This window comes from Thioclava indica (assembly GCF_000714545.1).
GTDB classification, from domain to species: Bacteria; Pseudomonadota; Alphaproteobacteria; order Rhodobacterales; family Rhodobacteraceae; genus Thioclava; species Thioclava indica.
The window spans coordinates 1-13,081 of sequence record NZ_AUNB01000050.1; the positions used below are offsets into that span (position 1 = coordinate 1).

A 13,081-nucleotide genomic window follows, 5' to 3' on the forward strand; every position below is an offset into this window, starting at 1 on the left:
TCAGGCCCGTTAATGTGACAACACCATCTGAGGAGATTTACGATGAAGATCGGACGATTTAGCGACGCGCAGATCATGGCGGTCTTGAAGCAGGCGGAGGGCGGTGTGCCGGTCTCTGAGCTGTGCCGCGAGCATGGGATGAGCAGTGCCAGCTTTTACAAATGGCGGGCTAAGTTTGGCGGTATGGACGCATCTTTGATTGCCGAGATGAAGGACATGGCCGAACAAAACCGCCGCCTCAAGAAGATGTATGCGGAGATGAGCATGCAGAATGAGTTGCTCAAGGAAGCCCTTGGAAAAAAGTCTTAAGGCCGTCTCATCGACGAGAGATGGCCATGAAGGTGGTGGCGGTGCATGGGATCAGTGTCGCGCTGGCGTGCCGCACGTTCCAGATCAGTGAGACCTGTTATCGCTACAGTCCAACGCTGAGCACCGAGAACGAGGAAATCGCCGATTGGTTAGAACGCCTGACGGCAAACAAGCGCACCTGGGGCTTTGGCCTGTGTTTTCTGTATCTGCGTAACGTTCAGGGTTATGGCTGGAACCACAAGCGGGTCTACCGGATCTACTGCGAGCTGGAGTTAAACCTGCGCATCAAACCCAAGAAACGTTTGAAGCGGGCCAAGCCCGAGCCTCTGGCTGTGCCTGATAGGCCCAATGAGACATGGTCCATGGATTTCATGGCGGATCAGCTCGCAGACGGTCGTTCGATCCGAACATTGAACGTGCTGGATGACTTCAATCGCGAAGGCCTATGCATCGAAGTGGACTTTTCACTGCCCGCTGAACGCGTCGTGCGTAGCCTGAACCAGATTATCGAATGGCGTGGAAAGCCACAGGCCATTCGTATTGATAATGGCCCCGAATATGTCAGTGGGAAGCTCATGGAATGGGCTGAAAAACAAGGGGTTAGACTGGAATACATCCAACCCGGAAAGCCCCAGCAGAACGCCTATATCGAACGCTACAACCGCACAGTTCGAGGTGAATGGCTCAGCCAATACATCTTTGAAACCATTGAGGAGGCACAGGATCAGGCAACGGAATGGCTCTGGACTTACAACAATGAACGACCCAACATGGCCATCGGCGGCATAACACCCGCAATGAAACTGAAAACAGCCGCCTGAATTCTACGGCTGAACCCCATTAAAAATGGGGGGATTACCGGCGCAGCCCTGCGCAAGCTCGCACCGGATGTGGATCACAGAGCCCATAAAGGACTGAACAATCGCATTGAAGGCTCGCACAGACCAACCCGGAAGCGAGAGAAGATCCAAGGCCGTTTCAAATCAGCCCGGCAGGCCCAGAGGTTTCTGAGCGTCCATGATGAAACCGCCACACTGTTCCGCCCCCGCCGCCACAAGATGACCGCCTCCAAATATCGCCACACCCGAACAGCCGCATTTCGCCGTTGGATCGATTGTGCCGCTGCAATGACGGCTTGATCAAACCCTCACGGGCAAAAGTGCGGGCAAAGGAAATTAACCTGACAATACCGATGGCGCTTGTAGCTGATTGATTGTGTGCTCATCCGAGATGCCTACGAGCAAATGTCGGCGTCGGCAACACGGGTAGGTTTATGTGACAACACCCACGATGGACGTGGCGCGGGCCACTTCACTGCCTTCGCGATAGAGCATTTTGCGATCAACACCTGCGGTTGGGCTCGCAATCCAGTCAAGCTGTGAGGCGTTGACAAATACGGGGGTCATAAGGTCGCTATTGATGAGCATCTGCATCACTTTCCATTGTGAGAACCATTCGGAATTTTGCGGCTCCGGTCTTCATTTTCAGATAAGCCTCATTTGCTTGTTCAAATGGTAGGGTCTCAATCTGCGGACGCACGCCACTTAGAACGCTGAAGTCCAATGTCCGCTCGATCTCAAAGGGTGATCCGGTGAGCGACCCTGCCACTCCACGTTCGCCACCGACGACCTGCCCCATGGAAACTGCCAGAGGGTCCGGTCCAATCCCCAACAGCATCAAGCGACCGCCCAATGCGAGGCCGCCGAAGAGATTCGACACTGACTGCGCGTCGCCCGCTGTAGTGAGGATCGCCGTGGCCCCGCCCATGTCGCTCAACGCCTCTACCGCATCGTCTTGATCCGCATCGACGTAGTGATGGGCGCCAAGTGCTAGGGCATCTGCGGCAATGTCCTGCCCGCGCCCGATGGCCACGACCCTAAACCCCATTTGGCGGGCATATTGCACGGCCATGTGGCCAAGTCCGCCGATGCCAAACACCGCCACTGTGTCTCCTGCCGTCGCGCCGGATGTCTTGAGCGCGTTAAAGGTCGCAATGCCAGCACACAGAATGGGCGCGGCCTCGGATGATGACAGCTCCGGTGGGATCGCCACCAAGCCGCTTGCACGCGCGACCACCATTTCAGCATAGCCACCGTCGGTGTCAGCGCCCATAACGGGCTGGTTGCGGCACAGATGAAGGCGGCCACTTCGGCACGCAGCGCATTGCAAACACGGGCCGCCGAACCGCCCCACACCAACCCGCTGACCAATCTCCCAGATGTCCGGAACATTGGCTCCCATCGCGGTGATCCGACCGACGATCTCATGCCCCGGGATGCGGCGGGTTGCTGGATCTGCCTTCTCGATATCGGAACGATCGGCACCACACACACCGCATACTTCGACAGTAATCAATACGTCACCCGCGCCGGGCGATGGCACGTCGCGCTCCACCAGTTCGAGTTGACCCTCAGAGGCCACTTGCATAGCGCGAAATGTGGGCGTCATGATCTTACCTCTTTGGCTGAGGGGCGTCTTTCTGCAACCCCAAGATGATTTAGGCGTCCGAGGACACCCTCCACCGCGCGTTCTGCGGCCACAACAGCCCCCGCAAGATAGCCTGGCTCATCAGAGCTGGTTTCGCTGCCAATAAGGCACATATGCTCACTCCATACCCCCGTGACCCAAGGCCGATTATCTGGCACAGGATGTCCGCCAGCAACCTTATCATCTGGCGTAGAGGTCAAAGTGTCGGCGGCCCAATCTTTGAGAAGGATCGCACTCGGAGTCCCTGCCTCTTGTCCAAACAGCATGACAAGCGGCAAATGCCGCTTGATCTACGATCGGCGTGCCAACTTGCAAGCTCGGCGAGTTAACGTGACATCACCCGCAGCATAATTATGTCCAGCAGCAGCCCGTTTCCAACCTATCTGGAAATTTACAACAGCCCCCCCCAGCCTGACCCCCGTAACATAACCCTCTGGTGGGTCAGTTTTGCGTGCAGATTCACACAGGTGCGGGTTCTGGTCTCGACACAACCGATCGCCTTTAGGAATGGTCATGATGGGTTTCATCCGCGAACCGAACCTGACCACCCTGCCCTACCATCGGTTTGCGTTGAGTACGACGGATAGCGAAGATCTGCTTGCCGAACGCGGCGTGATAGTCAGCCGGGAAACCCTCCGGAACTGGGTGAACCGGTAGGGCTGCTATTTCGCGATTTTATCAAGTGCGATAGGCCGCATTCAGGTGGGTGAAAATAAGTTGGCGATGCCTGCGGGACACCTATTCAGATGCCCCGCTTGGATCTCGCGATCCTATACTCGCCTCAAATCAAAGGCCGAGTTTCGGCTTCACCCATGCAGCTTGGTCAGCAATTGCCTGATCGCCTTCGGGGGCTGTTCCCGCCAAAAATGGAAAGACGTGCTGCATGCCGGGATAGATGTCAAACTTCACCTCACCACCAGCTTCTTCCACCTTTGCGACGAACCTGCGGCTGTCGTCTAGAAGCGTTTCGTCACCACCGACCTGGACATAGAACGGAGGCAGGCCGGACAGGTCAGCATAAAGAGGAGTTGCAAGCGGATCCTTGCGGTCGCCATCTTCCCCAAGGAAAGTGGCCGACATATGCTCGATAACTGCGCGCTTCACGAAGTGGTCTTTTTCTTCGTTGGTTGTCACCGTTTCTCCGGTAATTTCCATATCGGTCCAAGGCGACAATGGCATGGAAGCTGCCGGCAAAGGAAGGCCACGGTCGCGGGCCCCAAGAATGGTAGTAATGGCCAAGGCGCCGCCCGCGCTGTCGCCAACAAATGCGACGTGTTCGGGCTTGATGCCTTGATCCAAGATCCATGCATAGGCGTCAACGCAATCGTTCACCGGACCAGGGTGCAGGCTTTCAGGCGAACGCCGGTAATCGACGATAAGCGCCGGACACCCGACTGCTTTGGCGATATGACCAAACAGCTTGCGGTGAGAATACATCGATCCGACCTGATAGCCTCCGCCATGGGTACAGAGCAGCGCCCTGCTTTCATCACTACCCTTGGGCTTGGCCCACATGCAGGGGACGCCATTGGCGACGACTTCGATATAATCGACACCGCCGGGTTCGCCCGTGACATCCCCCCAATGTTCAAACATTTCCCGGGTTTCCTCCAGGGTCATGTCCGGGTTGTCGGCCATTGCCGAAACCCATTTTTTGTACATTTCGCCGAGAACGGTGCTTTCCTTGCTAACCATGCTTTCTCTCCTCTCTCATTTCATCGTAATTGGTTCCGCGTTCATTTCCGAACCAATACCTCCCACCTTAGTTGTCGCCGGCCCATTTGAATGGCCCGTAGAGTCCCTGAGACATATCCATGCGATCGCGCTCGGCGCCGCCCAGCCACATTTGAACAATCTTGTAATCCCGCATGTATTTTTCAATGTGGCTTTCATATGCGTAGCCGGCCGATCCCATCAACTGCATGGCGCGGTTTGTTACCATCATTGCCGTATCACCAGCAAAGGACCGCGCAGCTGAGAACTTCGCTTTCATTTGCGCATCCCAAGGGTTGCCGTAGATCTCGGGGCGTGCGACCTGTGCTGTCACTGAAAGATAGTATTGCCGACTGATCTCGATCGAACGCCACATTTCAGCAAACGTCGCCGCAAACAGGGATCTCTCCCGCATCGGCGTACCCGCGATAATGCGGTTTTGCGTCCAGTCCATGCAGGTTTCCAGCACGGCTTCCGACAGACCTGTCAATCGCGCAGCGCCAGCCAACCGCCCAAGACCAATCACGTATCCCTTGATAAGTTGCGTACCCTGCCCCGGCTTGGTGTCGATCCGGTAACGTTTCGGAATACGGACATCGTTGAACCAAATGTCAGTGTTCGCCTCGGAGTAGCAGAAGCCCATTTTCTCGTACGGCTTCGAGAACTCCAGCCCTTCAGCATCCGCCGGAACATGGAAAATTCCGACATTGTCATCGCCTCCACCGTCTTCGGTGATGGCAACAACCCAGTAGCCCATATGGCCTTTGAGATCTTCGGACTGGAAGTTTTCTGCCGGTCCGGAGGGGCCAGGCCATAGCTTGTGTCCTTTGATGACGTAGTAATCACCATCTTCCCTAGCCACGGTATTCAGTGTCTTGTATGCTAGTGCCGGGTCTTCAACATTGGCCCCACCGGCAGGCTCGGTGATGGCAAAACAGGCGGTCCAGGCATCATCGCCAACAAGCTTCGGAGCAAATTCTTCAAGCAAATCATCGCGCCCGGCGGCAACCATGACCGAAATTGCCCAGTGCAATTTCCCCACCTTGGTAGCGAGACCGATATCCGCTCGGGAAAGTTCTTCGTTGATCATCTGCCGCACAACCGGCGACAGCCCGGGCCCACCGTGTTTTTCCGGCAAAATGGCTTTTGTCACGCCGAATTCATGCAGCTTGCGATAAAGCCTGTGGATGGTCTTTTTTGCCAGGACTGGGTCCCGATGCCAGCCACCTTCAAGGTCGTGACGGTAAGGCATCAGCTCCGCATCTACAAATTTACGAAAATGTTCCGCAATGCCGATTTCCTCTTCGGTGCAAAAGGCCAGGTTGTATTTCTGGCTTGGCGCTAGAAGTTTGTATCCCCCTTTGCCATCCAGCTCGGGTTTGTGCATTTTTTTAAGCATGTCCATCTTGGTTCTCCTCACTACATTTCTTTTATTCTTGGCCGACGCTATTCTTTCACATGCGTGGTCATGCAAACGCACCAAGCTTTACTGAAAGACTTCGCGCGATTTCGCGCACGGATGCCGCAACGTCGTCCAGCTCCCCTTTGGAAAGCGTATCTGCTAAGAGGCTGACTGCGATTGCCGCAATCGGTTGGTTTTGCGAGTCGAGCACTGGCGCGCCAATACAGGTCATTCCTTCCGCAACTTCCTGATTGTCGACGGAATAGCCTTGCTGTTGAACGGATCGTAGCTGTCGCATCAACTCCGACATGTCCTGAACACTATACGGCGTCATGGGACCGGGCATCCCTTTGGAGAACAGTGCCCTTATCTCGGGCTCGGTCAAGTAGCTTAGAAAGGCCTTACCCGTCGCGGTAAATGCTGCCGGCAGCCGCATGCCAATCCTAAAATTGAACCCGGCAATAGTGCCGGAGTTTCGCGCCGCGATGTAAACAATCTCGCCTCCCTCCAGAACGGAAAGCGTCACAGTTGCACCGGGCAGAAAGCTTTCGGCGTCCCAAATTTGCGCAAATTCCCGAACGACGTTCGTTTCTCGCGTAAAGGAATTTGCCCACTGCATTACATGCGGACCTATCTGGAATGTGCCGTCCGAGTTTCGACGCAAAAGTCTCAGTTCGGTCAAGGTGCTGCACAATCCATGAACGGTGCTTTTGGGCAGATCCAGAGCCAGGGCGAGCTCGGTCGAGGTTGGCTTGTCAGAAGATGTAGCCACAAAATCAAGTAGCCGAATGCCACGATCAAGCGCGGGCACAAGTTTCTTATTCTGCACCTCGATCACACTCAATGCCTTATGTTGGTTGCGCTTCCTTGACGTTATGAACTCACTTGGAGTTTGTCAAGAAATCTTACTCGAAATACAGAAACTTGATCTCGATATTGAATTATAATCAGGTAAGATGAATGCAATTCAATATACTGACCTTGAACATCCAAGGCGCCTATCAAAAATCTGCAGGATTCGTCACTTCTGAAGACCGATTGCTGGCTTGCACAGGGCTGGGTTCAGGCATCAGACAAGGCCGTCATGGGTATCGTTGACCCCGCGACGCATCTTACACTTGGCACAGTGTGCGGATTTCAGAAATACCGGACAGCGATTACGCTAATTCCCGGACAGCCGTTTCAGTAATTCCCGGACAGCTCGGGCACGGCTGATTATCTGCCTGCGATCATGTTTCAGTTTGGATAGTTTCGGTGTTTTCGGCGGAGGTCAAGGTCGCGTTCCGATCCTTTCTGCGCATGCTGTCTCCCTTGAGTTCGATGCGGTGTGCGTTGTGGACGATCCGGTCGAGGATGGCGTCGGCAATGGTGGGTTCGCCGATCATGTCATGCCAGCCCGAGATGGGCAGTTGGGCGGTGATGATGGTGGATCGTCGCTGATAGCGTTCCTCGAAAAGCTCGAGCAGATCGAGGCGCTGCTGGTCGGTCAGGCCATGCGTGCCCCAGTCGTCGAGCACCAGCAGCTGGACGCGGGCCAGCTTGTCGACGAGGCGGGGGAAGCGCCCGTCGAGGCGCGCCATGGCCATGTCCTCGAAGAGCCGCGGCATCCGGACATAGGATACGGAATGATCCAGGCGTGCGGCCTGATGGCCGAAGGCGCAGGCGAGCCAGGTCTTGCCGGTGCCAGTCTGGCCTGTGAGGATGATCTGCTCGCGGGCCTTGATCCAGTCGCCTTGTGCGAGCGCGAGGATATGACGTCGGTCAAGCCCCCGGCTGGCGGCAAAATCGACATCTTCGATACAGGCGTTGGGGAAGCGCATCTTCGCGTTGCGCAGCCGGTTGGCGAAGCGCTTGTCAGCGCGGGCTGCGGCCTCGCGGTCGAGCATGAGGCCGAGCCATTCATTGCGCTCGAGGGCCTGGCCCGGATCCTGTTCGGCCAAAGCCTTCCAGGCGTCGGCCATGCCTGTCAGGCTGAGCGCGGTCATCTGGTCGAGTGTGGGGTGTGTCAGCATTTGTTTGTCCTTTCGGGAGTTACTGGTAGTAGCCGGGACCACGGATATTGTCGTGGACCGGCGTGGCGGTGACGGGGTCTGGCGGGCTGGGTGCCCGATCCAGACCGGTGATCAGGATCGAGCGCACCGAGACATAGCTGACTGTGCCGACCGTCAGGGCGCGTTCGCAGGCCGCTTCCAGCCTGTCCGCCCCGAACTGCCGTTGCAGGCCAAGCACACCGAGGGCAGAGCGATAGCCCTGTTCCGGATGCGGCCTGTCGCGCATCAGGCGCTCGACGAGCGCGGCGGCATGATAGCCGGTGCGGGCGGCCCGGGTGTTGAGGCTTTCCGGTGTCATGCCGCCGTAGCGCTGATGCGCCTTTGGCATGTGCTCCTTAACGGTAGTATGTCCGCCGCGCTGACCGCGGCGGTGATGGACCGCAACGCGTTCATGGTTATAGAAAATCTCGATCATGCGATGGGTCAGACGCACATCGACCTGGCGCCCGATCAGGCGATGTGGCACCGAATAGAAGGCATGCAGAACCTCGATATGGTAATCGGGATGCACCTTGGCGTGCTTCCATTCGGCGTATTCGAAGGGCGTATCGGGCAACGAGCTGAGTGCGGGGCATTCGATCTCTTCGAACAGCTCCCGGCGTGAACGCCCAACCCGCCGCATGGTCCGGGCATTCAGATCATCGAGCAGCTCGGCAATGGCGACATTCAGCGCCTCGATGGAAAAAAACGGCCGGTTGCGCAGGCGGGCCAGAATCCAGCGCTCCACGATCAGCACGGCGCCTTCGACCTTTCCCTTGTCGCGCGGCTTGCGCGGCCGCGTGGGTAGCACGGTCGTGTCATAATGCGTGGCCATGTCGGAGAAGGTCTTGGTCAGGGACGGCTCGAACCAGAGCGGCTGTGCCACCGCGGCCTTCAGATTGTCACAGACAATCGCCTTGGGCACCCCGCCGAAGAACTTCAGGGCGCGGACCTGGGCTTCAATCCAGTCCGGAAGCTTTTGGCTGAGGCTGGCCCAGGCGAATGTGTAATTGGACGCACCCAGAACCGCGACGAAGATTTGCGCACGATGCTCAGTTCCTGTGCCCGGGTCGATCACCGGGATCGTGTGCCCTGCGTAATCGGTCTGCATCACCGCGCCCGCCTTATGGCGGTTGCGATATCGCGGGCTGATCCGGTTCTCAAACTCTCGATACCGCTCACAAAACCAAGTATAGCCATAGCCGTCGGGATGGGCGGTGCGGTATTCCTCCCAGAGCAGCACCAGCGTCACCCCCTTGCGCTTCATCTCCGCAGCCATCTTGGGCCAGTCGGGTTCCGTCAGATCCCGAGGCGGGCGGCCGACACGCTGGAAAAGGACCTGCTTCAACGTCGCATCGTCATCGCGGCCGGATGGCAATGGCCAGCAGTTGAGTCCCGCCTCCCGGGCGCGGTGCAGGTAGGTCGCCACGGTCGTCTTGCTGAGCTTCAGGCGCAGACCAATCTCGCGCACCGAAAGCCCCTGTTCATGCGTCAGCCGCAATATGGTTCGTATGTCTTGCACAGTCATGCGCCTCGCTTGCTTGCGTCTTGGCATGTCCCCTCCCGATCTTGTTCAAGACCGACAGAATGCCGTGACGGAGCAGGCGATGATCAACCGTGTCCGGGGACCCGGAGCTGTCCGGGAATTACCGAAATCCCTGTCCGGGATTTACCGAAACGCGTGTCCGGGAATTAGCGAAACCCGCACATGATCCGTGGGAAGAAGCATTGGCTATGGCGCGCGGTCGACTGCACTGGCGAAGTGCTTGATATTTTGCTCCAAACGCGCCGAAACGCGGGCAACACGGCGTTTCATCGCAAGGTTGGTCGCTCGTTTCCAGCACGTCTCCGTTGGCGCCGACCGCTCGCCAAAGCCAATGTTTTCGCCCTCGAATTGAAATCACGACCTCGTCGAGGTGCCATTTGTCGCCAGGAACCGGGCGGTTGTGACGGATCTTGGCCGCTATCTGCGTTCTCAACCGTTGGCACCACACTCGGATGCTTTCATACGAAACGATTACGCCCCGCTCGGCCAACAAATCCTCCTTCTCGCGCATTGTGCAAATACGTTGACAGGCAACGCAACATCGCGCAGGCTCAGGGCAAACCGGTGATACGCCCAAACGGCATAGGAAATGACGGGCTGAGGGAGCCGGAAGCTTTTCAGGCGAGGCTGTGAAACCTTGCTGACCATGAGAGATGGCTATGCGTGCCGCCTGGGAGCGTCAATAACCTGACAAAGCCGGTTCAGATTATATTGAATATATCAGATGGGTCGATAGTCCTCGGCCTGATTGGAAAGTGTGTCTGTCGCGTATGTATCGTGGGAGGGAATGTCTGCGATTAGAATGGTTTCCTGTAACCCTGCCGCTGCGATAGCTTGCGCGTCGGGACCGACAATGACTGATCGCCCGCCGTATTCTAGACCGCCTTCGGAGCCGCAATAATTTGCATAGACTACTGTCAGACGGTTTTCGTAGGCGCGCGCGGGAATGAGCGCCTCTTGAACATGCTCAAATCCCGCTGGATTGGCTGTAGGAACCAAGATGATTTCAGCGCCACGCTTTGCAAGCATCGCAGCATGTTGCGGAAATTCTATATCGTAGCAGATCAGCAGCCCGATCCTGCGGCCACAGAGTGAGAAGATAGGAGGGGGCTCCGTGCCTGGGGCGAACACAGATTTCTCCATATCACCGAAAAGCTGAATTTTCCGATAATGTGCCAGCACTTCACCCTGTCCGCCGATCACCGTCGCGGTATTAAAAATCGTATCTTTTGAGCGCTCGGGCCATCCAATAGCCAGAGCAATACCGCTTTTGCGCGCGATGGCTTGAAGCTGTGCAAACCAAGGACCGTCAAGCGATTGAGCCTGAGAAACAAGTAAATCTGGTTGATTGTAACCGGGTAAAATAAGTTCCGGAAATATGGCAAGTGCCGCACCTGCTCGGGCTGCTAAATGGGCCACCTCTTCGATTCGTGCGAAGACGCGATCCAGATCGCCATTGCTAGGACAGGGTTGGCAAACGACGATTTTCAATATGATCTCCTGTCAACCGACGGCTTGAGTCGCATGTTAGGCGACCACATCCCGAATTGAGAAGTGAAAGAAAGGAATCTCGTATGAAAGAGTTTGCAGCCTTCGGCCCGGACTTTCCATTCTCTTATGATGACTGGCTAACTCATCCAGTCGGCTTGGGTCGAATTCCAGATGCGCGCCAAGGAGCGTCGGTGGCTGTTATCGGGGCCGGAGCGGCCGGGGTGGTTGCCGGTCATGAACTGATGAAGCTTGGACTTCGCCCCGTGGTTTACGAATCCGGCCAATTCGGCGGGCGGCTCAGATCAGAGATTTTCGAAGGCACCGAGGATGTCGTTGCCGAACTTGGTGGTATGCGCTTTCCGGTCTCATCGCGTGCCTTTTATCATTATGTTGACCGTGTCGGCTGCAAGAGCATGCCGTTTCCAAACCCACTAAGTGACGCTGCGGGGTCGACGGTAATCGATCTGGAAGGGGAAACCCTCTTTGCCCGGTCCATTGACGACCTACCCAACCTCTATCGCGAGGTCGCTCACGCGTATGATGCAGCACTTGAGGAGGGCGCGCGGTTCTCCGATCTGCAAGCCGCAGTAAGGTCGCGCGATCCCAAACGCGTGAAGGGGTTGTGGGATCCGCTGGTGTCGGAATGGGATGAGCGGACGTTTTATGATTTTGTGACATCGTCAGAGGCGTTTCGAAAACTCAGTTTTCGCCATCGCGAGGTTTTCGGGCAAGTCGGGTTTGGCACCGGAGGTTGGGACAGCGATTTTCCAAATTCGATGCTGGAAATCCTTAGGGTGAATCTGTGCCGACTGGATGATGAGCAACGCTATATTGAGGGCGGGGCCGAGACTGTTCTTCAGAAGCTGTGGCGCTTGCGGGTTGAGTGCGCGTTTTGGGGCCGCAGCTCTTTGTCCGAGCTAAATGGCGGCGCGACACGCGGTAGGGTCACCAAGATCACGCGTGACGCATCGGGGAAAGTCGCCGTCACTGATCGCTGGGGGCATACGGATCTTTATGAGGCCGTTCTGGTGACGTGCCAGACCCACTTGCTGACGACTTCTATCGAGACCGATGAGGCTTTGTTCGACCAAAAGTTGTGGATGGCTCTGGATCGCACCCGCTATATGCAGGCGGCTAAGACCTTTGTAATGGTCGACCGGCCTTTCTGGAACGACATTGATCCAGAAACGGGCCATCCGATGATATCGATGACCCTTACAGACAGAATTACGCGTGGGACCTATCTGTTTGACAATGGTCCGGACCGGCCAGCGGTGATCTGCCTGTCTTATTCGTGGATGACAGATGCGCTGAAGGTCTTACCCCTTGATGCCGAAACCCGCGTGGAACTCGCGTTGTCGGCGCTGTCGCACATCTATCCCGGGGTGGATATTGCAAGCCATATCCGGGGCAACCCTATCTGCGTGAGCTGGGAGGCAGACGAGAATTTCCTTGGGGCCTTCAAAGGGGCGTTGCCGGGACACTACCGTTACAATCACCGTATGTATGGGCATTTCATGCAAGATCATCTGCCTACAGAGCAACGCGGGATTTTTTTGGCAGGGGATGGCATCAGCTGGACGCCGGCTTGGGTCGAAGGTGCCGTGCAGACGGCGCTGAATGCCGTTTGGGGAATTCTACACCATTTCGGGGGAGAAACTGACCCGCAAAATCCGGGGCCAGGCGACCTTTACCCTGAAATAGGACCGGTTTCGCTGGATTGATTATCCGAGACTCTTGCCGCATTCGCACAGGCATATGCCAGCACCTCTCTATGTCGAGCGCCGCTCGCCAAGCTTTGCGGCGCTCGGCAATTGCTACCGTCGCCACACGTTAGGTGCAGGCTGCTGCCCGTTGATACATGGGTTCATAAGAACGTGGGCAGCCCCCCTTAAGCGGAATTTGCGTATTGCCGGTCAAGCCAAGCACTTCATATCAGCGCTGCGACAGGTCGCAACGGCACGTCTCGCCATGGCTCATCTAGCTTGCGCCGGTAGGGATCATGTCGCGCACCGAACCGCTCTGGCGAGGGCCAGAGAGACTCGGCAGGACTCATAACTGCGCCTCCTGACCTTTACGGGGCAGGGGGGTGTCTTAGCCCAG

10 protein-coding genes and 4 pseudogenes are annotated in these 13,081 nt (G+C 56.7%); 5 read left to right on the forward strand and 9 right to left on the reverse strand.

From position 1 onward, the window contains the following. Positions 1-42 precede the first annotated feature (42 nt). Positions 43-1,130, forward strand: a protein-coding gene (locus DT23_RS13740) for an IS3 family transposase (protein WP_156023961.1) whose coding sequence is annotated in 2 segments (ribosomal slippage) — positions 43-304 and positions 304-1,130 — 1,089 coding nt in all. Because the reading frame shifts where the segments join, the coding sequence is not laid out codon by codon here. A 48-nt stretch (positions 1,131-1,178) separates the two neighbouring features. After that, positions 1,179-1,448 (forward strand): annotated as a pseudogene (locus tag DT23_RS19155) (DDE-type integrase/transposase/recombinase); the annotation flags it as partial. Between the two features lie 132 nt (positions 1,449-1,580). On the opposite strand, the gene DT23_RS20205 reads toward DT23_RS19155, so the two are convergent. Together DT23_RS20205 and DT23_RS13745 are read right to left on the reverse strand one after the other, a co-directional pair. Continuing rightward, positions 1,581-1,715: a cupin domain-containing protein gene (locus DT23_RS20205; RefSeq protein ID WP_276202221.1), complete on the reverse strand. Its 135-nt coding sequence runs from the start codon at positions 1,713-1,715 to the stop codon at positions 1,581-1,583. Between the two features lie 7 nt (positions 1,716-1,722). After that, positions 1,723-2,757, reverse strand: a complete 1,035-nt coding sequence (locus DT23_RS13745; RefSeq protein WP_038132130.1) for a zinc-binding dehydrogenase — start codon at positions 2,755-2,757, stop codon at positions 1,723-1,725. A gap of 594 nt (positions 2,758-3,351) precedes the next feature. Here DT23_RS13745 and DT23_RS19580 point away from each other — a divergent pair. Further along, positions 3,352-3,491 (forward strand): annotated as a pseudogene (locus DT23_RS19580) (IS6 family transposase); the annotation flags it as partial. 91 nt (positions 3,492-3,582) lie between these two features. Here the strand turns inward: DT23_RS19580 and DT23_RS13755 are convergent. The 5 genes from DT23_RS13755 to istA form a co-directional block, all read right to left on the reverse strand. Then, complete coding sequence (locus tag DT23_RS13755; protein ID WP_038132131.1) at positions 3,583-4,491, reverse strand: alpha/beta hydrolase; 909 nt, start codon at positions 4,489-4,491, stop codon at positions 3,583-3,585. 67 nt (positions 4,492-4,558) lie between these two features. Beyond that, the gene (locus DT23_RS13760) at positions 4,559-5,914 is read right to left on the reverse strand and encodes an acyl-CoA dehydrogenase family protein (protein WP_038132133.1); all 1,356 of its coding nucleotides are present in this window, start codon (positions 5,912-5,914) and stop codon (positions 4,559-4,561) included. Between the two features lie 61 nt (positions 5,915-5,975). Then, a complete protein-coding gene (locus tag DT23_RS13765) occupies positions 5,976-6,749 on the reverse strand; it encodes an IclR family transcriptional regulator (protein WP_051697301.1) in 774 nt (257 codons plus the stop codon). 391 nt (positions 6,750-7,140) lie between these two features. Then, the gene (istB, locus tag DT23_RS13770) at positions 7,141-7,923 is read right to left on the reverse strand and encodes an IS21-like element helper ATPase IstB (protein ID WP_038132134.1); all 783 of its coding nucleotides are present in this window, start codon (positions 7,921-7,923) and stop codon (positions 7,141-7,143) included. Between the two features lie 19 nt (positions 7,924-7,942). After that, complete coding sequence (istA, locus tag DT23_RS13775; protein ID WP_038132136.1) at positions 7,943-9,496, reverse strand: IS21 family transposase; 1,554 nt, start codon at positions 9,494-9,496, stop codon at positions 7,943-7,945. Positions 9,497-9,652: 156 nt separating this feature from the next. On the opposite strand from istA, the pseudogene DT23_RS19585 reads away from it, so the two are divergent. Next, positions 9,653-9,742: pseudogene (locus DT23_RS19585) on the forward strand (DDE-type integrase/transposase/recombinase); the annotation flags it as partial. On the opposite strand, the pseudogene DT23_RS19165 reads toward DT23_RS19585, so the two are convergent. Then, positions 9,732-10,135 (reverse strand): annotated as a pseudogene (locus tag DT23_RS19165) (IS6 family transposase); the annotation flags it as partial. The pseudogenes DT23_RS19585 and DT23_RS19165 overlap by 11 nt on opposite strands. A 72-nt stretch (positions 10,136-10,207) precedes the next feature. Further along, on the reverse strand, positions 10,208-10,978 hold the full coding sequence (locus DT23_RS13780; RefSeq protein ID WP_038132138.1) for a carbon-nitrogen hydrolase family protein: 771 nt from the start codon (positions 10,976-10,978) through the stop codon (positions 10,208-10,210). 83 nt (positions 10,979-11,061) lie between these two features. Between DT23_RS13780 and DT23_RS13785 the strand changes: the two genes are divergently transcribed. Further along, positions 11,062-12,702: a flavin monoamine oxidase family protein gene (locus DT23_RS13785; protein WP_038132140.1), complete on the forward strand. Its 1,641-nt coding sequence runs from the start codon at positions 11,062-11,064 to the stop codon at positions 12,700-12,702. Positions 12,703-13,081: the final 379 nt, after the last annotated feature.